The sequence below is a fragment of the Ruegeria sp. HKCCA6837 genome (assembly GCF_013034475.1).
GTDB lineage: Bacteria > Pseudomonadota > Alphaproteobacteria > Rhodobacterales > Rhodobacteraceae > Ruegeria.
This window is the reverse complement of record NZ_WQGD01000010.1, coordinates 104,911-123,417: the sequence shown is the minus strand read 5'-3', so window position 1 is coordinate 123,417 and position 18,507 is coordinate 104,911. Positions and strand designations below refer to the sequence as shown.

Genomic DNA, 18,507 nt, shown 5'->3' with positions numbered 1-18,507 from the left:
CCTTTCCCCGTTTCCGGGCTACGGCTGTAGCCGAAAGCAATTGCAGCGCGTGAGGAGGGGCAGATGCAGGGTAAAACGGTTCTTATTACAGGGGCCAGCCGGGGAATCGGGGCTGAAGCAGGGCGCGTTTTTGCCGCAGCCGGGGCCAATGTGGCTTTGGTGGCGCGCAGCCACGACCAGATCGATGCTTTGGCAGCCGCTTTGGGCGATCAGGCCATCGCTTTGGCGTGTGATGTCAGCGACTTTGCGCAGGTCGAGCAGGCCGTGGCCACCTGTGTCGACCGCTTCGGTGGCTTGGATGTTCTGATCGGAAACGCCGGTGTGATCGATCCGATCTTTCATCTCTCGAACGCCGATACAGAGGCTTGGAGCAAGGCCATCGACATCAACCTCAAGGGTGTCTTTTATGGAATGCGTGCCGCGCTGCCGATCATGCGGGCCGCTGGCGGGGGAAGCATTCTGACCATCTCGTCCGGGGCCGCATCAAACCCGGTTGAGGCATGGAGCCATTATTGCGCGTCCAAGGCCGGGGCCAAAATGCTAACGGAATGTCTGCATCTGGAAGAGGCCCATAACGGGATTCGCGCCATGGGCCTGTCACCGGGAACCGTGGCCACGGATATGCAACGGTCGATCAAGGCCAGCGGCATCAATCCGGTTAGTCAACTGGATTGGGATGTGCACATTCCCGCAGACTGGCCCGCGCGGGCGCTGCTCTGGATGTGTTCCGATGATGCGAATGAGTTTTTAGGCACCGAAATCTCGCTGCGGTTGGAGGATATTCGCAAACGGGTTGGGCTGATATGATCAATTTGATCAAAGAGGACGGCCTGTGGACAGTCACAATCAATAACCCGGGCAAGGCCAACGCTCTGACCGGGGGCATGCTTACCGAACTGGCCGAGATTGCCGAGGCCGCGACTGAGGCGAAGGCGTTGATCCTGACCGGGGCGGGCAAGGTGTTCAGTGCCGGTGCCGATCTTGACGAAGCGCGCGCCGGTCTGGCCACGTCGGATGTCTGGGAACGTCTTTCTGGTGCTATTGCGGCTCTGCCCTGTCTGACTGTTGCTGCACTGAACGGAACTCTGGCTGGCGGGGCCAACGGTATGGCCTTGGCCTGCGATTTGCGTATCGCGGTGCCCTCGGCCAAGTTCTTCTATCCGGTTATGAAGCTGGGGTTTCTGCCGCAACCTTCCGACCCCAAGCGGTTGGCGGCTTTGGTGGGACCGGCACGTACCAAGCTTATTCTGATGGCGGGCCAGAAAATCAGCGCACAAGAGGCATATGATTTTGGTTTGGTGGACCGGATTGTCGAACCTGATCACCTGATGCAGACCGCGCGCGATCTGGTGGCCGATAGCGTCAACGCCGACCCGAAGATTGCCGCCGGAATCGCAAGGTTGTGTTCATGAGGCTGTCGGCCCTGCGCCTGCGGGTCGCTGATCCGCTCAATTTGGCGGCCTTTTATCGCGACATTTTGGGTATGTTTGTCAGGGAAGAAGGGGCTAACGTTCGTGTAGGTTATGCGGGCGAGGATGCAGATCTTCTGTTGCTGCCCGGCGGCGGTGGATACACCTATGACCGAGGCCAGCGCTATTGGAAGATCGGCATAACCGTACCGGATGTTGATCTTGCGGCGACCCATCTGCGCGCGCGGGATGTTCCGGTAAGCGATCCGAACCAGTTTCTGGATATCGGCTACATGTGTCATCTGACCGACCCCGAAGGCTTTGTCATCGAGCTGTTGCAACAGGATTTCGAAGGCAACCGGCCTCCGTACGCCGCTGATCCCGATGCGCCGTTCGCGCAGGCGCGGATCGGTCAGATCACGTTGCGGACCGGGGATATCGCAGCTGAAGACACGTTTTGGCGCGGGCAAGGTATGTCATTGTTGTCCATGCAAGAGGTTGCTCCTTACGGCTTTGATCTGCATTTCTATGCCTTCACGCAGGAAACGCCTCCAAATCCCGATCTGTGGTTGGTTGAAAACCGGGAATGGCTTTGGAAACGGCCCTATACAACGCTGGAATTTCAGCACGTTGCAGGGGCTCAGTTCGCGCCTGTACCAGATTATCAGGGCATTGAAATCGAAGGCGTGCCCGAACCTCTGAACGACGCCTTTGGTGATCCGATCCTGCCGGTTTGATCACCGTCCGCGCCGTTTGCCTGGAACTTTTGACCGAAAGCCGGGTGGGCGTTTGCGAACCCAGTTCAGGAACTTTTCAAGCCTTGGATGCGCGCGCAGGGCTTCGACCGTGTTGTAATTGCGCGCCAGTTCGGCCTCGGTCAGTGTGGCATGGACCTCCTTATGGCAGATCTGATGCAAAAGAACGGTTGGCCCGCCCTTGCCTCCTTTGAGTTTTGGGATCAGATGATGCAGGCTGCCGCCTCCGTCGGGGATCGGGCGGTCGCAAAGCGGGCAGATCGGATCGCTGTTCGTCATAATGGTTAGAAACTTGCGCCTGAAAGTGGCGAAGGCAAGAGGATGTGAATGGCGCAGGCAGTGGTAATCGGAGCAGGCCCCGCCGGGTTGATGGCCGCCGAACAACTGGCCGCTGCAGGGCATTCCGTGCTGGTGGCCGAGGCTAAACCGTCAGTCGCGCGTAAGTTCCTGATGGCTGGAAAATCTGGACTGAACCTGACCAAGGAAGAGCCGTTCGATACCTTGATCCGCGCATACGGCGAGGCTGCGGATTGGTTGACTCCAATGGTTTCCGCTTTCGATTCCGATGCGGTTCAACACTGGGCGCGCGATCTGGGTCAGCCGTTGTTTACAGGCTCAACAGGCCGGGTTTTTCCCGAGGTTATGAAAGCCTCCCCCCTATTGCGCGCCTGGCTGGCCCGGTTAGGAAACGCAAGGGTAGAGGTCAATACCCGCTGGCGCTGGACAGGCTGGGAGGGTGAGGCGCTGAAGTTCGACACCCCCGACGGGGTGCGCAGCGTTTCGACTGATGTCACCGTACTGGCGCTGGGTGGGGCAAGTTGGGCGCGCCTTGGCTCGGACGGTCAGTGGACAGAAGCTCTTGCAAGTAGAGGTGTGGCTCTGGCTCCATTCGAGCCAGCAAATTCTGCTCTTTCCGTAGATTGGAGCGATCATATGCGACCACACTTTGGGGCCGCGTTGAAATCGGTCCGCTGGATGGCAGGCGATTCTGAAAGTCGAGGCGAAGCCGCAATTTCTGCAAAGGGGCTGGAGGGCAGCGGGCTGTATTCGCTCACCCCAGCCTTGCGTGTCGGGCAGTCGTTGTTTGTGGATTTGGTGCCCGATCTGGATCACAAAACCCTGCAGGCGCGCTATGCCGCGAAACGGTCGAAAGTTACTCTGTCTCAGTGGTTTAGAAAGTCACTGAACCTGTCGCCTCAAAAAGCCGCAATTTTCCATGAGATGATGAAACGCAGCGGCACAGCTCAACCAGATCAGTTTGCAGTGTTAAAGAAACTGCCCATCCTGTACGCCGGTCTGCGCCCGATGGATGAAGCAATCTCGACGGCAGGGGGCGTTAAAAGCGCGTCGTTGGATGGCGGCCTGATGCTGACCGCGTTGCCGGGTGTGTTCTGTGCCGGAGAGATGTTGGATTGGGAGGCCCCGACAGGGGGTTATTTGCTGACAGCCTGTCTGGCTACCGGACGGTGGGCTGGTCTGGCAGCCGCAGATTGGCTGGAAAAGACCCGGTAGTTCAACGTGATCGCGCCAGCATCGCAAGGCGGATCATGGCGCGTTCCACCAAGGCCATAGCGGGTGCCGTTTGACCTGCAGACCTAAGCGATAAATCCGTGTCGGTCAGAACCGTCAGCGCAGTTTCCAGCTTGGGTGCGCCCCATCCCTGCGCCTGTCGCAGAATACGGTCCCGCCGCTTGCCATAAACCGGCGGGCGCAGCTTGCCGATACCCTGTGCCGCGCCGCCCGGATCCGAGGCGCAGGCATAAAGCGTTCGAAAATGCCGGGTCGCCCCAATGCACAATGTCACACCATTAGTCCCTTGCGCCTGCAAGCGCCGGATCAATGGTCCGATCTCACCCGCGCGACCTTCGGCTACCACGTTAAGAACATCGTCCAACGCGGCTTCGGTCGAGCGTGGGGCGCAAGCCTCGATGTCTTCGATGGTCAGTTCTGAACTGTCCCCGCGCTTGTAAAGCGACAGTTTCTCAACGGTTTGGGCGAAATCGCCGGGGCTGAGGCTGACTGCCAGCTCGCTGATGGCAGACATGACATCGCGGGGTATGTTCTTCAGGCCCGATTCGGTCAGAATCCGTTCCACCTCGGCGCGGGACGGAGGGTCGTCATAGATGCCAACCGCATAGGCTGCGGGGTGTGCTTCGAACGCTTTGCGAATTTTCGAACTGGGTTTCAGTTGCCCGGCCGTAACGACGATCTGGGCGTCTCCGGGGGCCCAATCTTCAAGCGCGGCCAGAATCGAAGGTGCTGCGGTTTCGGTGGCCTCTTCGACAAATACCGCGCGGGGGCCGGGAAAGAACCCAACGGCCTTGATGGCATCCAGCAACAACGCTGGATCGCCGCGCAGATCGCTGCCGGGCAGGCGTGTCAGGCGCATTTCCTCTTCGGCACCGGGGCCAAGCAAAGCTGTCAGAACCTGCTGACGCTTGAGCGCGACCCGCATCGCATCCGCGCCATAGATCAGCAACCCGGTCTTGTCCGCGTCCGGCTTGGAGAAATATCCATCAGCCTCGCGCGGGCTCAGCTTCATGTGGCCAGATCCGGTTTTGAATTCAATCGGTTCACGATCTGGCTCGATAGAATCACCATCAGGCGGTCTTTGGCGTCGCGCTCATCAGCCAGGGTGGAAACGGTCGAACCCGCGGCGGAATAGGCCACAAAGTCGGTCGCAGTACCCGAAGCCACGATCTGTCCGGTTGCATTGGACCGCAGCGTATACTGGGCCCGCCCGTCAATCGTGTACCGTTGCGTTTCATTCGTCGTGGTAATCGCAGCCCTACGCGTCACGGTTGTGACCCGAACGTCCAATTTGTACTTGCTGACCGCATCAGCGCTGCGGCCCAGTCGCTGTTCCAGATTCTGGACCAGAAGATAGCTGTCGACATTGTTCGGCTCGGACACAGCAACCTTGCCGTAGAGTTGCGAACCCGTTCCACCAGGTGCGTAGACCGGTTGGAAGCCACAGGCCGCGCCAAGGAAACAGGCGGCCAGCGGCATCAGCAAAAGGGTTCTGCGGTTAAACAACGACATTCACGATCCGACCTGGAACTACGATCACTTTCTTGGGCGCGTTGCCATCCAGCGCCCTTTGCACAGCTTCGGTGCTGAGCGCGATTTTTTCAACCTCGTCCTTGGCCAGATCCTTGGAGACGCTGATTTCCGCGCGACGCTTGCCGTTGATCTGGATGGGAAGGGTAACGGTGTCATCAACCAGCATCGCCTCATCAGCGACGGGCCAGGCTGCGGTGGCAACCAGACCTTCACCACCCAACATGTTCCAAAGCTCTTCAGACAGGTGCGGTGTCATCGGCGACATCAGCTGTGCCAGCGTTTTGGCGGCTTCGCGTTTGGCCCCAGAGCCTGCCTTGGATTTGGCTAGCGTGTTGGTGAAAGCATACAGTTTGGCAATCGAGGCGTTGAAGCCAAAGGATTCGACGCCGCCCGAGACATCGTGGATCGCCTTGTGCATCTCGCGCAGCAGGGTTTCGTCTTCGCCATTGGCCGGAACGTCCGACTCGACGATTTCAGAGGTGATGCGATGTACGCGGCTCAGGTGTTTAAAGGCAGCCTCTGCACCCGAAGCAGTCCATTCCACGTCCCGCTCGGGCGGCGAATCGGACAGTACGAACCAGCGCGCGGTGTCGGCTCCGAAGGCCGAGATGATGCTAACCGGGTCCACCACGTTTTTCTTGGATTTCGACATCTTGGCCGAGGGGATGATCTCGACCTCAGTGCCATCTGCCAGTTTGCCGTCGGTAACGTCCTCGGGCAGGTGATAGACCGGGCGGCCATTGGCGTCGCGGGTCTGGTAAATCTCATGCGTCACCATGCCTTGCGTGAACAGCGCATCGAAGGGCTCGATGGCCTTTTTCGGTAGGTGACCGGTTATGTTCATCGCGCGTGCAAAGAACCGGGAATACAGCAGGTGCAGAATCGCGTGTTCGATGCCACCAATATACTGGTCGACATTCATCCAGTACTCGGCCTCGGCCAGATCGGTGGGCGTTTCGGCCCGTGGCGCGGTGAAGCGGGCGAAATACCACGACGAATCGACAAACGTGTCCATCGTGTCGGTTTCACGCTTGGCCGGAGCCCCACATTTCGGGCAGGCGCAATCCCGCCACGTCGGGTGGCGGTCCAACGGGTTGCCCGGTTTGTCGAAAGTGACATCGTCGGGCAGGCGGACCGGCAGGTTCTCTTTCTTCTCGGGCACTACACCGCAGCTGTCGCAATGAACGACGGGAATCGGACAGCCCCAATACCGCTGGCGGCTGAGGCCCCAGTCACGCAGGCGGTACTTGGTGACACCTTCGCCCCAGCCAGCGTTCTCGGCAAAGTCGACCGTTGCGTTGATCGCCTCGTCGCCGGTTGCCTCGGTCAGGCCCGCGAAATGATTCACCCAGCGGACTTTTTCGGTTTTCGGCGGAACGAACGCGATCTTGTCGACCGGCGTGTTATCGTCCAGGGCAAAGAACGTATCGATCACCGGCAGGTCGTATTTGCGGCAGAAATCAAGGTCGCGCTGGTCATGCGCCGGGCAGGCAAAGATCGCGCCCGTGCCGTAATCCATCAGGATGAAGTTCGCGATCCAAACCGGCAGTTCCCAGTTCGGGTCCAACGGGTGCTTGACGCGAATACCGGTGTCATAGCCCAGCTTTTCGGCGGTCTCGATGGCCTCTTCCGTAGTGCCGCCTTTGCGACATTCGGCAACAAATTCAGCAACTTCGGGGTTTTCGGTCTCGATCTGCTTGGCAATCGGATGATCCGGCGAGATACCAACAAAGGACGCGCCCAGCAGCGTGTCGGGGCGAGTCGTGTAAACCGTGATTGGGTCGCCACCATCGGTGCGTTCGAACCCAAATTGCAGGCCGCGCGACTTGCCGATCCAGTTTTCCTGCATCAGGCGGACCTTGGCGGGCCAATTGTCCAGCGTGTCCAGCGCGTCCAGAAGTTCTTCGGAATAGTCGGAAATCTTGAAGAACCACTGCGTCAGTTCGCGACGCTCGACCAAAGCGCCCGAACGCCAGCCGCGCCCGTTTTCCACTTGTTCGTTGGCCAGAACGGTCATGTCGACCGGGTCCCAGTTCACCACCGCGTTCTTGCGGTAAACCAGCCCGGCTTCGAGCATGTCCAGGAACAGAGCCTGCTGCTGGCCGTAGTATTCAGGATCACAGGTGGCGAATTCACGAGACCAGTCAATCGACAGACCCAAAGGCTTCATCTGCCCGCGCATGTCGGCGATGTTGCCATAAGTCCAATCTTTCGGATGGCCACCAATAGCCATCGCGGCGTTTTCGGCAGGCATCCCAAAGGCGTCCCATCCCATCGGGTGCAGTACGTTATGCCCTGTCGCCAGCTTGTGACGCGCAATCACGTCACCCATCGTATAGTTGCGCACGTGTCCCATATGGATTCGGCCGGACGGGTAAGGGAACATCTCAAGCACATAATACTTTGGCTTATCCGCCTTGTGGTTGGCGGTGAAGATTCCAGCCTTGTCCCAGGCCTCTTGCCATTTTGCTTCGATTTCGTTGGCCGAATAGCGCGACATTGTGCGGTCCTTCGTGAATGAAAACGCCGGGTAGGAACCCGGCGTGGTATTAGTGTGATTTTCGGCGGGTTGCTAGAACTTGTTGTCCGCAATGCGTAGCTGACGCGCACGAGACAGAATAGCGTCCTCTACAGCGCGGGTCGTTGCAGCGCTTACAGGTGCCCCGCCGTTGGCTTGCAGAGCAACGGACAACGACCTGGCTGCCAGCGCAGGGTCACTGATGTGAACGGTAGCCCGGTATGAACGCCCTCCACCCGGCGGTGTGCCGTAACCCGTTACAATGACACCGGTAAACGGATCGACTTCTTGCACGGGCAGGAAACTCAGCACATCAAGTGAAGCCGCCCAAAGGTAGCGATTCACATTGGTCACCTGCTCGGCTGTGCTGCGGTCGAAAATGTCCCAAATTGTCGAACGGTTAGGATCGTTCAACTCGCGTTCATCTGAATTGCCGCCGGCGAGGTTGGGCGTATAGGTCGTCGAGGCGCTTTGATTCTGTCCACATGCCGAAACAGCGGCGGTCAGCATGATCAATCCCAAAATCGTCGGCAGGCGCATTGTAAACCGGTCCTGTTTCACTTGTTCTACAGTATTCAGGGGATACTCCTAGCCAAGGACCCCCTCTGCAACAACCCTATTCTTCTGAAATCCTGGCGGGTGGCCGGTATTGGGGGGTGAGCGGACTGTGGCATCCTTGCACCAATCTGACCCCAATGACGCCGCAGCGTTTATGCCAAGCTTGCGCAAAGGGGGCAAAAAGAGCGAAACGGTGTCCGTGCTGAGACATATGCCGAGGCATGTGTCGAGTAGATAACTCTTTTTGAAACCGAGGGAAACAAGATGAAAAAAGTTCTCTTCGCATCGACGGCGCTGATTGCGACCGCAGGCGTTGCAGCAGCTGAAGTTAACTTCAGCGGTTACGGCCGTTTTGGTATTGGCTACGTTGAAGATCGTATCGGTGCCGTTACGAACATCTCCACTTCGGGTGGCGTGATCACCACCATCAACACCGCAGTTGTTGACACCGACGACGCAATCCTGGTTTCGCGTTTCCGTCTGAACATCGACGGCATCGTTGAAACTGACGGTGGCGTTCGCTTCGAAGGTCGTGTTCGTCTGCAAGCTGACGAAGACAGCAGCACCGGTGAAGCAAACTCGGCCGGCCTGAACGGCGCGCGCTTCTCGGTCATCTACGGCGGTCTGCGTGTTGACGCGGGCAACGTTGCAGGCGCCTTCGACAACCTTGCAAACTACTACGGCAACGAAGTTGGTCTGGAACTGTTCGCTGGCCAGTACTCGGGTGTTAACTACAGCTTCCTGGGTTACTCGTCGACCGGTTCGGGTGCGAACGCCGTGTTCTTCCAGTACGCAGTTGGCGACTTCGCCTTCGGCGCGTCGTACGACCAAGCGACAATTGCTGTGAACGGTGCTCCGCAAGACGCTGACCGCTGGGACATCAGCGCGACCTACACCTTCAACAACATCACCGCCGCTGTGGCCTATGGTCAGACCGACGCTGGTATTTCCGGTGTAAGCGATCCGAGCCTGACCGTTCTGACCCTGGGTGCAGAATTCGGTGACTTCTCGGGTACTCTGTTCGTTGCAGACGACGCAACCGAGATCGCAGCAACTGACGGCACCGCATGGGGTCTGTCGGCAGCCTACAACCTGGGCGCTGCAACCACCCTGCTGTTCACCTACGGTGACGGTAACGCTGATGCCGACCTGCAGCAGGTTGCAATCGGTGCGATCTACGACCTGGGTGGCGGTGCATCGCTGCGCGGTGGTATCGGTGTAAACGACTGCGACATCTGCGCAGACTCGACCATCGTTGCTGACTTCGGTGCTCAGTTCAACTTCTAAGCTGATCTGAACCGTAAGGTTTAAGGGCGGGTCTTCGGACTCGCCCTTTTCTTTTGTGCCGACTTGGTGTTTTTCTGCGCCAAAGACAGATTGAGGATCCCATGTCGCTGCAAGATATCACCGCTCGTATCGCCAAAGCCGAGGACAGGTCGGGGCGTCCGACAGGCTCTGTTAAACTCATCGCCGTGTCGAAAGTTCAGCCGAATGAACGTGTACAGGCGGTCCTGGAGCAGGGGCACAGGTGTTTCGGCGAGAATCGGGTACAGGAAGCCGCCGGGAAATGGCCGGCCTTCAAAGAACAGTTCGATGGGGTCGATCTGCACCTCATTGGCCCGTTGCAGACCAACAAAGCCCGGCAGGCGATGGAGCTGTGCAACGCGATCCACTCGGTGGACCGTCCTAAACTGGCCAAGACACTGGCGCGATTGGCGCAAGAGATGGGATCTTGCCCGGATCTGTTCATTCAGGTCAACACAGGTGAGGAGGAACAAAAGGCCGGTATACTTCCCGCAGATGCTGACGGGTTTATCGCCGAGTGCACGGCATTGGATCTGCCGGTACGCGGATTAATGTGTATCCCTCCCGTAGACGAAGAGCCAACGCTGCATTTCGCTCTTTTAGCCAAAATCGCCGCGCGCAACGGTCTGGAGGGATTGTCGATGGGGATGAGTGGCGATTTCGAGCAAGCTATCGCTTTGGGTGCAACCCATGTCCGCGTTGGCTCGGCCATTTTTGGCGAACGCGTCAAACCTCAGGAATAATCAGGCGGGTTCCCAAGGCAATGCGCCCCGCGATCCAGTGCAAATGGTCCCGACGAAAAGCCACGCATCCTTCGGTTGGATAGCCCGGCCTGCGCCATTGGTGTAAGAAGATTGCTGATCCATCGCCGGGGACGGCGTTGGGCCAGTTCCAGTCTGTCAAAAGAACCAGATCATAAAGCGGGTCGGATCGACGAAGTTTTTCGTGACTAAAGGCGTATGGCGCAGCAACCATGTGGTTGTAGTTGCTGTCAGATACGTCATCCGACCATAAATCCTGCGGGCCAATCGGTCGCGCCCAGTAATTCGGTCGTGCAATCCGGTCTGCGCGGTAAAGCATTCCGATAATCCGATGCGCCCCAGTGGGTGTCGCGCCATCACCTTCTCGCTTTGATTTGCTCAAACCGCCTTTTCCAATGGAACAAGGGAAGGTTCTGCCCAGAAACCGAATACCGCGCGGAGTCAGTACAAGGTCACTGGGGGTCAAAGCAGATGCCCCGACTTCGCAGCCTTTGTCGCCAGATAGCCCCGGTTATGCGCTGTTTCACCCACTTTCAGGGGCACGCGTTCGGTCACGGCAATCCCTGTCCGCTCCATCATTGCGATCTTGGCCGGGTTGTTGGTCAACAACCTGACCGAGTTGAAGCCCAGTGACTTCAAAATGTCCGAGCCCAGCCGTAAATCGCGTTCATCATCTTCAAAACCCAGCCTGTGGTTTGCTTCGACCGTGTCAAACCCCTGATCCTGCAGGAAATAGGCCCGCATCTTGTTGGCCAATCCGATGCCGCGGCCTTCCTGATTGAGATAAAGCAAGACACCAGCGCCTTCAGATCCCATCTGTGCCAATGCTCCGCGCAACTGCTGCCCGCAGTCGCATTTCAGGCTGCCCATCAGGTCGCCGGTAAAGCAGGCAGAATGCAATCGGGCCAAAACCGGTTTATCCCGATCCGGGCGGCCAATTTCGACGGCATAGTGTTCTTCGCCACCATCTTCTGGCCGGAAAACGTGCAGACGACCGGCCTCTGACACTTCCATCGGCAATCGGGCGGCAACCACTTCGTGCAATGCGCTACGATCCGCCAGATGCGGTGCGGCACGTGTGTGATCGATACATGTCAGGCCATGCGTGGCAGCAAACGAACGGCCGTCTTCGATGGAAACAACCACGGCTACTGGCAGGATGCGCGCGGACTTTGCCAGCGCGATTGCGATACGATGAAGATTGGCGTTGCCTTGCCGTTCGGTCATCAGCGGGCCTTTCATCGGCGCATTCAGGTCGTCCGAAGGGTCAGCCACTGCCTGAACCCAGGTGATATCCGCATCTGCGGGCACCACAACACGTGCCAAATCCCCGTCATAGGCCCGCGCTTTGAGCGTTTCGGCCCTACGCCCGGTTATCGCCACAACCGGTGTCCCTAATGCCTTCAGGTCAGCCAGGCGCTGCGGGCTCAGCGTCTCTGCCGACACTGCAAGCACGCTATAACCGCTGTCGTCGGTCAGTGCCACGGGAACACCCATGCGCAAGTCAGCCCGTGCTCGGGCCAGCAACTCAGTAATATCGGGGGCGAGACTCATCTAGGTTACCCTATTACGTACAACACTTCTCCTAGCTCTTTCGGAACGAAATGTGAAACATTTCTGCGAACTCTGACACGAAGGCGTGAGACCGTTGCAGCAAATCTTGTTGATTGCATCTTTCGCGCGCAAGTGATGGAAAAGCGTTTGGAGGATCGGGAAATGGCACAACTCAAAAAAATCCTGTTGGTGGACGATGACGAGGATCTGCGCGAGGCTCTCAGCGAGCAACTTGTAATGACCGAGGATTTCGATGTGTTCGAAGCCTCTGACGGAACCTCGGCGATGGAACGTGCGCGTGAGGCGATCTATGACCTGGTCATTTTAGATGTTGGCCTGCCCGACACTGACGGGCGCGAGCTGTGCCGCCTGATGCGCAAGCAAGGCGTCAAAAGCCCCATCCTGATGCTGACCGGCCATGACAGCGACGCTGATACCATTCTGGGTCTTGATGCTGGCGCGAATGACTATGTCTCCAAACCTTTCAAATTCCCGGTACTTCTGGCCCGCATCCGTGCCCAGCTGCGCCAGCACGAACAATCGGAAGACGCGGTCTTTGTGCTTGGTCCCTATACGTTCAAACCGGCGATGAAGATGTTGATCACCGAAGATGACCGTAAAATTCGCCTGACCGAGAAGGAAACGAACATTCTCAAGTTCCTGTACCGCTCGACCGACGGCGTCGTGGCGCGGGATGTTCTGCTGCACGAGGTCTGGGGTTATAACGCCGGTGTGACAACCCACACGCTGGAAACCCACATCTACCGTCTGCGTCAGAAAATCGAGCCCGATCCGTCCAATGCGCGCCTTTTGGTCACAGAATCCGGTGGATATCGGCTGGTGTCTTAACTCGTTATGGATTGATGTGGATCAAAGTGATACTGTGAAGTCATAATTAGGTTACTCCCAACCCGCGCATGTCCGGGTCATGACATGCACCTCCCTGTTGGACTGCCGGGCCGAATGGCCCGGCTTTTTTGTGATCTTCGAGTCAAGATCGGCTCAGAGTTGCGCATTGCGGACAAGAATTGAAGCCGCCCAGAACGAGCAGAGTGATAGAGTTTTCGATCATTGATAGCGCTTTTATTCGTCGCCGGGATAAGGGAAGTCTCTGCCAAGCGCCTCGCTGGCTTCTTCGAAGATTGGACGTAGAACGTCATCAACATCCCAAAAGCCGCTGGCTGTAAACTCCGAGAAACCCAGCTTGTCCTGATCAAGACCTCTTTCATCTGCAAACGCTACTCGATCATCAAGGCTTGGTGGTACAGCTGGAGCGCCTAACGGCGGCGCCCAAGTGCGTTCCTCGGTTACTGCCATACGAACGGTGATGTCATCTTTAGTAACATTCCAAACCATGAAGTCGTCCGCCAAGCTTAAAGGTCCGTCATACGTTTTTCGGATTCGGTCATAAACCGCTGTCGATGTGTCGAAGTCATTGAAAAAGTGATAAGCGACCGCCATCCGCGGCTTAACCTCAGCCATGACTTTACCGAAGGCTTCAGGCGCTGTGTGTACTTGAGTACCCACCAAAAGCGCACTCTCTGGCGAGAATTTCATCTTGTTTACGAGGTCCGGCACGGCAATAAAACATTCGTGTATGACAAGGTCCGCGTCTCTGGCGTAGTCTACAAACCATTTGTTTGGATACGTGTCAGAACTATACACAAACTTCAGGCCGTTCCATTCAAGCGAATAGCTGACCGACCCATCAATGGCATGAATCGCCGGAAACGTCCGGATCACGACGCCGTTCTCTTCGTAGATGACTTCGTTCTCTAGTTTGTAGTCAAACTCGGTCACGTCCATCTTGTAGCCACGGAAATCTACGTTCCCCGCGCGACCGGCCATATCCCACGCCAACATCTGCATCATGCCGTCAAGCGCGGATGCTGTGCCTAACTCCGGCGTCGCGCCGCTGGGCCCCCAGACCTGGAGTGGCACGTTGCGACCCATCAATGCGCCACCAATAAAAAGGTCGTGCAGTGCGCCGAAATGGTCCGTGTGCAAGTGTCCAATGAAAACTTTGTCGAGATAGTTGTAAGGGATTTGAAGTGACGAGATCCGCTCGGCCGAGCCGGAACCGATGTCGAAAAGAAACTTGTCACCGTTGCCCAATTCCACAAGAAAACAAGCCGCAGCCTGAGCGGCTCGGGTTGTTGGCATCCCAGTTCCGCAGGCTACAACGCGCATCTCGTCTGGTTGTAGGTCTTCGGTGTTGGGGTAATACACATCCCGAGGGCGGTCACGAACCGCTGTCGGAGAAACTTCGGTTTCCGTTTCCTGCGCAGACGCTGTTTTCGGGCCCAACGCTTCAACAAAACTTCCTAGGACAAAAGTAACGGGAACATTTTGCCTTTCGCTCAATGCACTAAACCCCACCCCGAAAGTGATTGCGGCAAGAATGGCTACACTTGAGAAATTAGGTTTCATTTCCCGTCCCACTGTTATTTCAAGCTTAAGTCGTGAGTATGAACACGTCTTGCAGAACGCCCCTTAACTACGTGACTTTATCACAAATCCGGCTTGATTACGAACGATCGGCTCGTCCGCTTGGCTGTCGCTTGTTGGTCCAAGCCATTGATCCCCTTTTCTCATGGCACCCATAGCAGTGTCGCGTTAACTTGCACCCAACCGCGACAAAGGAATCCCCCATGCCCTTCACCCTTGCCACCTGGAACATCAACTCGGTCCGTCTTCGGGAGCCTATCGTATTGAAATTGTTGCAGGAAGAAGCGCCGGATGTTTTGTGCCTGCAGGAATGTAAATCGCCTGTCGAAAAGATCCCGACCGAAGGGTTTGCCGAGCTGGGCTATACCCACATGGTTGCACGCGGTCAGAAGGGCTATAACGGCGTCGCGATCCTGTCGCGCCTGCCGATGGAAGAGGTGGGCGACAAGGACTTCGCCGGTCTCGGCCACGCCCGCCATATTGCCGGGCGGTTGGAGAATGGTGTCACCATCCACAACTTCTATGTCCCGGCAGGTGGTGACGTGCCGGATCGGGAGGTGAATGAGAAATTCGGCCAGAAGCTCGACTACCTCACCGACATGCGCGACTGGTTCCATGCGGAGAAGCCCGAGAAATCCATACTGGTCGGCGATCTGAACATCGCCCCGCGTGAAGATGATGTCTGGTCGCATAAACAACTGCTCAAGGTTGTCTCGCACACACCGATCGAGGTTGAGCACCTAGCCGAAACACAGGACGCAGGTGGTTGGGTCGACATTACGCGACAGGATATTCCTGAGGGTCAGCTGTACAGCTGGTGGTCTTATCGGGCGCGCGACTGGGATGCAGCGGATAAAGGGCGGCGGCTGGATCATGTCTGGGCCACGCCGGATATTTCCAACGCGGGCCACTCCAGCCGCATCCTGCGGGACGCGCGCGGGTGGGAAAAGCCCAGCGATCATGCTCCGGTCTTTGCGACGTTTGACGTCTGAGATGTAACTCTGCCCTTGGTTTCTGCGGCAAGCGATTGCATATAGGGCGCAAGTTCGAACGAAAGAGTGATTGCCATGGACCTTCTGAACGGCGCAGATTCCCCCTCCACCGATCTGATCAAAGACGGGAGCGAGGCCACTTTCATGGCCGACGTGGTCGAAGCTTCGCAGGAAACACCGGTAATTGTTGACTTCTGGGCACCCTGGTGTGGTCCGTGCAAAACGTTGGGCCCGATGCTGGAAGAGGCTGTTACCGCCGCGAAAGGCGCGGTGAAGATGGTCAAGATCAACGTGGATGAGGCGCAGATGATCGCCTCGCAAATGCGGATTCAGTCTATCCCAACCGTCTATGCCTTTTTCAAGGGCCAACCGGTCGATGGGTTTCAGGGCGCGCTGCCAGGGTCCGAGATCAAGGCGTTTGTCGACCGTGTGATCGAAGCGGCTGGCGGTGAAAGCCCGGGCGGCCAGTTGGATGATGCGGTGCAAGCCGCCGAGGAAATGCTGACCGAAGGTGCGGCTGCGGACGCGGCGCAAACTTTTGCGGCCATTCTGGGTGAAGACCCGAACCACGCAGCAGCCTACGGCGGTTTGGTGCGGGCACATATCGCAACCGGCGATCTGGAACAGGCCGAGGCGATTCTGAATGGCGCTCCTGCCGAGATCTCGACATCCGCCGAGCTGGAGGCTGCTCATGCACAGCTGGAGCTGGCCAAACAGGCCGCAGATGCAGGCCCCGTCGCCGAGTTGACGGCTGCTGTTGAGGCTGAGCCTGACAACCACCAAGCCCGGTTCGATCTGGCCCAGGCCCTGCATGCGAACGGCGACGTGGAAGAGGCAGTGGCGCAACTGTTGGAGCTGTTCCGCCGGGATCGCGAATGGAATGACGGCGCGGCCAAAACCCAGCTTTTTACTATCTTTGATGCACTCAAGCCCAATGATTCGATTGTTCTGAACGGTCGCCGCAAACTCAGCTCGATGATATTTGCCTAATCCCTGATCAGAGCTAGAATTGGGTACATGATTCATCCCGCCGACTTGCCGGATACGGTATCCGTTTTTCCATTGCCCGGGGCACTGCTATTGCCCCGGTCGCCTTTGCCTCTGCACATCTTCGAGCCGCGCTATCTACAGATGCTGGACGATGCGCTGAAAACCAAGGAAAGGCTGATCGCGATGGTTCAGCCGAACCCATCGGTCAGCGACGAGAACAAGCTGCACCGTATTGGCTGTGCGGGGCGGGTGACGCAGTTTTCCGAAACAGAAGACGGCCGGTATCTGATCACGCTGACCGGTGTGTCCCGGTTCCGCATTCTGTCAGAGTTGGACGCGTTCACACCCTATCGCCGGTGTGCTGTCTCGTGGGACGGGTTCGATCGCGATCTTGGTAAGGCCGAGAAAGACGACGGGTTCAATCGCCCAAAATTCCTGACCCTTTTGGAGCGCTTCTTTTTGTCCCGGCAATTGTCGACCGATTGGGAGTCAATGAAAGACGCAGAGGACGAGTTGCTGGTGAACTCATTGTCTATGCTTTTGGATTTCGATCCCGAAGAAAAACAAGCCCTTTTGGAGGCCCCCTGCCTGCGCACCCGGCGCGAGACGCTGGTGACGCTGATTGAATTCGCCATGCGCGGCGGATCAAATGAGGAAAAACTGCAATGACTGACACTGACCACGCTTTTGACCGCCGTATGCTCGAAGCGCTGATCTGCCCGCAGACACATACAACGTTGCGTTATGACGCAGAAAAACAAGAGCTGGTGTCCAAAGCTGCCGGGCTGGCCTTTCCCATCCGCAACGGGATCCCGGTCATGCTGATCGATGAGGCGCGGCAGCTCGACTAGATAGCTCGCCCTTGCAACAGCTTGGGCAGATCTCCGGTCAATCCTGCGGCCTCACGAACGAAGCCACGGCGCAATCCGGGCAATGACCCGACAATGCCCATGCCAATATCCCGCCCGAGGCGCAGCAGGGGGTTATCGTTGGAAAACAGCTTGTTGAAGACATCCGTCGCCATCGCAAGCGAGGCGGTGTCAAAGCGGCGCCATTCCTGATAGCGCTCTAGCACCATGACCGAGCCGATATCCTCGCCGCGCCGCCCGGCCAGAGTCAAAACCTCGGCCAATGCGCCGACGTCGCGCAGGCCGGCATTTAGGCCCTGACCGGCAATGGGGTGCATCCCGTGGGCGGCGTCCCCAACCAGTGCCATGCGGTCGCCGATGAAGGAATTCGCAATGGTCAGGTTCAGCGGGTATGTGAAACGGTCGCCTGCCAGACGGATCTCACCCAGAAAATCGCCGAAACGCGGGCGCAGCACTTGCAGATAATCTTCTTCAGACATGGCGTTGATCCGTGCCGCAGCCTCGGTACGCTCACTCCAGACGATAGAGCTGCGGTTTCCGGTCAGCGGCAGAATCGCAAGCGGACCGGGTGGCATGAAGAACTGATGGGCAATGCCATTGTGCGGCAGATCATGTTCGATGGCACAGACCAGCGCGGTCTGACCATAATCCCAACCGGTGCGTTTGATGCCCGCCCGTGACGCGGTGCCACTGCGGCGGCCATCGCACCCAACCAGCAGGCTACCGCCCACGGTGGTGCCATCGTCCAACGTTAAGGTCACCCCGGTGGCGTCGCTCTGTTGGGATACAACTGTCTTGCCGCTTATCTGGGTGATGCGCGGCTCTTCGGCCATCGCGCCCAGAAAAGCGCGGCGCAGATGGCGGTCTTCGACCATATACCCCATCGGTCCTTCTTCGATCTCGGCATGGTCAAAATGCATGAAAAACGGCGATGGCCCTGTTCCGGCATGACCATCTGTAACCTTGATTTCCAGCATTGGCTGAGCGTGTTCAGAAACGCGATCCCACACACCGATCGCATCCAGCAGGCGTTGCGACGCCAAAGCCAACGCATAGGCACGGCCGTCAAAGGCGGCATTCTTGCGAACCTTTTCAGCCAACGCATCGATCACCGTGACCGAGTGACCTGTTTGTGCCAGTGCCAGCGCCAGAGCAGGGCCATTCAGCCCGCCGCCCACAATCAGTATGTCAGATGCCTGTGTCATGCCCTGCAATATGCGCGCCCTTTCGGGATTGTCCATGTGCAGTCCTGTCGCTACCGTCACCCAAAGCCGAAAAATCAGGA

The 18,507-nt window shown here is 57.7% G+C and carries 20 protein-coding genes; 11 read left to right on the top strand and 9 right to left on the bottom strand.

The window, feature by feature from the left end; genetic code table 11:
- Positions 1–63: 63 nt before the first annotated feature.
- The 3 genes from GOV91_RS14870 to GOV91_RS14860 are packed head-to-tail and all read left to right on the top strand — an operon-like array spanning position 64 to position 2,146.
- Entirely contained in the window at positions 64–807 is a 744-nt protein-coding gene (locus GOV91_RS14870; protein WP_171236087.1) for an SDR family oxidoreductase, read from the top strand.
- Positions 804–1,412 carry an enoyl-CoA hydratase/isomerase family protein gene (locus tag GOV91_RS14865; RefSeq protein ID WP_171236086.1) on the top strand — a complete coding sequence of 203 codons (609 nt, stop codon included), beginning with the start codon at positions 804–806 and terminating at the stop codon, positions 1,410–1,412. The genes GOV91_RS14870 and GOV91_RS14865 overlap by 4 nt, the downstream gene beginning before the upstream one ends.
- Complete coding sequence (locus GOV91_RS14860) at positions 1,409–2,146, top strand: VOC family protein (RefSeq protein ID WP_171236085.1); 738 nt, start codon at positions 1,409–1,411, stop codon at positions 2,144–2,146. The genes GOV91_RS14865 and GOV91_RS14860 overlap by 4 nt, the downstream gene beginning before the upstream one ends.
- Here the strand turns inward: GOV91_RS14860 and GOV91_RS14855 are convergent, their stop codons facing one another.
- Positions 2,147–2,443 carry an HNH endonuclease gene (locus GOV91_RS14855; protein ID WP_171180292.1) on the bottom strand — a complete coding sequence of 99 codons (297 nt, stop codon included), beginning with the start codon at positions 2,441–2,443 and terminating at the stop codon, positions 2,147–2,149.
- A 48-nt stretch (positions 2,444–2,491) separates the two neighbouring features.
- On the opposite strand from GOV91_RS14855, the gene GOV91_RS14850 reads away from it, so the two are divergent.
- Entirely contained in the window at positions 2,492–3,676 is a 1,185-nt protein-coding gene (locus GOV91_RS14850) for a TIGR03862 family flavoprotein (protein WP_171236084.1), read from the top strand.
- 1 nt (position 3,677) lies between these two features.
- Here the strand turns inward: GOV91_RS14850 and holA are convergent, their stop codons facing one another.
- From holA to GOV91_RS14830, 4 genes are all read right to left on the bottom strand, one after another.
- Positions 3,678–4,706: a DNA polymerase III subunit delta gene (gene holA / locus GOV91_RS14845; RefSeq protein ID WP_171236083.1), complete on the bottom strand. Its 1,029-nt coding sequence runs from the start codon at positions 4,704–4,706 to the stop codon at positions 3,678–3,680.
- On the bottom strand, positions 4,703–5,206 hold the full coding sequence (lptE, locus tag GOV91_RS14840) for an LPS assembly lipoprotein LptE (RefSeq protein WP_171236082.1): 504 nt from the start codon (positions 5,204–5,206) through the stop codon (positions 4,703–4,705). The genes holA and lptE overlap by 4 nt, the downstream gene beginning before the upstream one ends.
- On the bottom strand, positions 5,193–7,727 hold the full coding sequence (gene leuS, locus GOV91_RS14835; protein ID WP_171236081.1) for a leucine--tRNA ligase: 2,535 nt from the start codon (positions 7,725–7,727) through the stop codon (positions 5,193–5,195). Before leuS ends, lptE begins: the two co-directional genes overlap by 14 nt.
- Before the next feature lie 72 nt (positions 7,728–7,799).
- Positions 7,800–8,285: a DUF3576 domain-containing protein gene (locus GOV91_RS14830; protein ID WP_171180282.1), complete on the bottom strand. Its 486-nt coding sequence runs from the start codon at positions 8,283–8,285 to the stop codon at positions 7,800–7,802.
- 282 nt (positions 8,286–8,567) lie between these two features.
- Between GOV91_RS14830 and GOV91_RS14825 the strand changes: the two genes are divergently transcribed.
- Both GOV91_RS14825 and GOV91_RS14820 read left to right on the top strand, forming a co-directional pair.
- A complete protein-coding gene (locus GOV91_RS14825) occupies positions 8,568–9,590 on the top strand; it encodes a porin (RefSeq protein ID WP_171236080.1) in 1,023 nt (340 codons plus the stop codon).
- A 101-nt stretch (positions 9,591–9,691) separates the two neighbouring features.
- Complete coding sequence (locus GOV91_RS14820) at positions 9,692–10,351, top strand: YggS family pyridoxal phosphate-dependent enzyme (protein WP_171236079.1); 660 nt, start codon at positions 9,692–9,694, stop codon at positions 10,349–10,351.
- On the opposite strand, the gene GOV91_RS14815 is transcribed toward GOV91_RS14820, so the two are convergent.
- Both GOV91_RS14815 and ribA read right to left on the bottom strand, forming a co-directional pair.
- Entirely contained in the window at positions 10,335–10,835 is a 501-nt protein-coding gene (locus GOV91_RS14815; RefSeq protein ID WP_171180275.1) for a L,D-transpeptidase, read from the bottom strand. The two genes, GOV91_RS14820 and GOV91_RS14815, sit on opposite strands and share 17 nt — an antisense overlap.
- Positions 10,832–11,923: a GTP cyclohydrolase II gene (gene ribA, locus GOV91_RS14810; RefSeq protein WP_171236078.1), complete on the bottom strand. Its 1,092-nt coding sequence runs from the start codon at positions 11,921–11,923 to the stop codon at positions 10,832–10,834. Before ribA ends, GOV91_RS14815 begins: the two co-directional genes overlap by 4 nt.
- 162 nt (positions 11,924–12,085) lie before the next feature.
- Between ribA and GOV91_RS14805 the strand changes: the two genes are divergently transcribed.
- Positions 12,086–12,772, top strand: a complete 687-nt coding sequence (locus GOV91_RS14805) for a response regulator transcription factor (protein ID WP_171096035.1) — start codon at positions 12,086–12,088, stop codon at positions 12,770–12,772.
- A gap of 234 nt (positions 12,773–13,006) precedes the next feature.
- Here GOV91_RS14805 and gntH read toward each other — a convergent pair whose 3' ends face one another.
- The gene (gene gntH / locus GOV91_RS14800; protein WP_171236077.1) at positions 13,007–14,353 is read right to left on the bottom strand and encodes a guanitoxin biosynthesis MBL fold metallo-hydrolase GntH; all 1,347 of its coding nucleotides are present in this window, start codon (positions 14,351–14,353) and stop codon (positions 13,007–13,009) included.
- A 221-nt stretch (positions 14,354–14,574) separates the two neighbouring features.
- Between gntH and GOV91_RS14795 the strand changes: the two genes are divergently transcribed.
- The 4 genes from GOV91_RS14795 (at position 14,575) to GOV91_RS14780 (ending at position 17,204) form a co-directional block, all read left to right on the top strand.
- Entirely contained in the window at positions 14,575–15,363 is a 789-nt protein-coding gene (locus tag GOV91_RS14795; RefSeq protein WP_171236076.1) for an exodeoxyribonuclease III, read from the top strand.
- Positions 15,364–15,438: 75 nt separating this feature from the next.
- A complete protein-coding gene (trxA, locus tag GOV91_RS14790) occupies positions 15,439–16,353 on the top strand; it encodes a thioredoxin (RefSeq protein WP_171236075.1) in 915 nt (304 codons plus the stop codon).
- Between the two features lie 27 nt (positions 16,354–16,380).
- The gene (locus GOV91_RS14785) at positions 16,381–17,022 is read left to right on the top strand and encodes an LON peptidase substrate-binding domain-containing protein (RefSeq protein WP_171236074.1); all 642 of its coding nucleotides are present in this window, start codon (positions 16,381–16,383) and stop codon (positions 17,020–17,022) included.
- Positions 17,019–17,204 carry a Trm112 family protein gene (locus GOV91_RS14780; RefSeq protein WP_171180252.1) on the top strand — a complete coding sequence of 62 codons (186 nt, stop codon included), beginning with the start codon at positions 17,019–17,021 and terminating at the stop codon, positions 17,202–17,204. Before GOV91_RS14785 ends, GOV91_RS14780 begins: the two co-directional genes overlap by 4 nt.
- Here GOV91_RS14780 and GOV91_RS14775 read toward each other — a convergent pair.
- The gene (locus tag GOV91_RS14775) at positions 17,201–18,463 is read right to left on the bottom strand and encodes an FAD-dependent monooxygenase (RefSeq protein ID WP_254440685.1); all 1,263 of its coding nucleotides are present in this window, start codon (positions 18,461–18,463) and stop codon (positions 17,201–17,203) included. The genes GOV91_RS14780 and GOV91_RS14775 overlap by 4 nt on opposite strands.
- Between the last annotated feature and the right edge of the window lie 44 nt (positions 18,464–18,507).

Excerpts from the sequence above, each read along its gene's own strand:
- GOV91_RS14785 (WP_171236074.1), top strand. The coding sequence starts at position 16,381 with ATGATTCATCCCGCCGACTTGCCGGATACGGTATCCGTTTTTCCATTG.
- GOV91_RS14795 (WP_171236076.1), top strand. The coding sequence starts at position 14,575 with ATGCCCTTCACCCTTGCCACCTGGAACATCAACTCGGTCCGTCTTCGG.
- gntH (WP_171236077.1), bottom strand. The coding sequence starts at position 14,353 with ATGAAACCTAATTTCTCAAGTGTAGCCATTCTTGCCGCAATCACTTTC.
- GOV91_RS14775 (WP_254440685.1), bottom strand. The coding sequence starts at position 18,463 with ATGGACAATCCCGAAAGGGCGCGCATATTGCAGGGCATGACACAGGCA.
- lptE (WP_171236082.1), bottom strand. The coding sequence starts at position 5,206 with ATGTCGTTGTTTAACCGCAGAACCCTTTTGCTGATGCCGCTGGCCGCC.
- GOV91_RS14870 (WP_171236087.1), top strand. The coding sequence starts at position 64 with ATGCAGGGTAAAACGGTTCTTATTACAGGGGCCAGCCGGGGAATCGGG.
- GOV91_RS14780 (WP_171180252.1), top strand. The coding sequence starts at position 17,019 with ATGACTGACACTGACCACGCTTTTGACCGCCGTATGCTCGAAGCGCTG.
- GOV91_RS14865 (WP_171236086.1), top strand. The coding sequence starts at position 804 with ATGATCAATTTGATCAAAGAGGACGGCCTGTGGACAGTCACAATCAAT.
- GOV91_RS14860 (WP_171236085.1), top strand. The coding sequence starts at position 1,409 with ATGAGGCTGTCGGCCCTGCGCCTGCGGGTCGCTGATCCGCTCAATTTG.
- ribA (WP_171236078.1), bottom strand. The coding sequence starts at position 11,923 with ATGAGTCTCGCCCCCGATATTACTGAGTTGCTGGCCCGAGCACGGGCT.
- GOV91_RS14855 (WP_171180292.1), bottom strand. The coding sequence starts at position 2,443 with ATGACGAACAGCGATCCGATCTGCCCGCTTTGCGACCGCCCGATCCCC.
- GOV91_RS14805 (WP_171096035.1), top strand. The coding sequence starts at position 12,086 with ATGGCACAACTCAAAAAAATCCTGTTGGTGGACGATGACGAGGATCTG.
- GOV91_RS14820 (WP_171236079.1), top strand. The coding sequence starts at position 9,692 with ATGTCGCTGCAAGATATCACCGCTCGTATCGCCAAAGCCGAGGACAGG.
- holA (WP_171236083.1), bottom strand. The coding sequence starts at position 4,706 with ATGAAGCTGAGCCCGCGCGAGGCTGATGGATATTTCTCCAAGCCGGAC.
- leuS (WP_171236081.1), bottom strand. The coding sequence starts at position 7,727 with ATGTCGCGCTATTCGGCCAACGAAATCGAAGCAAAATGGCAAGAGGCC.
- GOV91_RS14825 (WP_171236080.1), top strand. The coding sequence starts at position 8,568 with ATGAAAAAAGTTCTCTTCGCATCGACGGCGCTGATTGCGACCGCAGGC.
- GOV91_RS14850 (WP_171236084.1), top strand. The coding sequence starts at position 2,492 with ATGGCGCAGGCAGTGGTAATCGGAGCAGGCCCCGCCGGGTTGATGGCC.
- trxA (WP_171236075.1), top strand. The coding sequence starts at position 15,439 with ATGGACCTTCTGAACGGCGCAGATTCCCCCTCCACCGATCTGATCAAA.
- GOV91_RS14830 (WP_171180282.1), bottom strand. The coding sequence starts at position 8,285 with ATGCGCCTGCCGACGATTTTGGGATTGATCATGCTGACCGCCGCTGTT.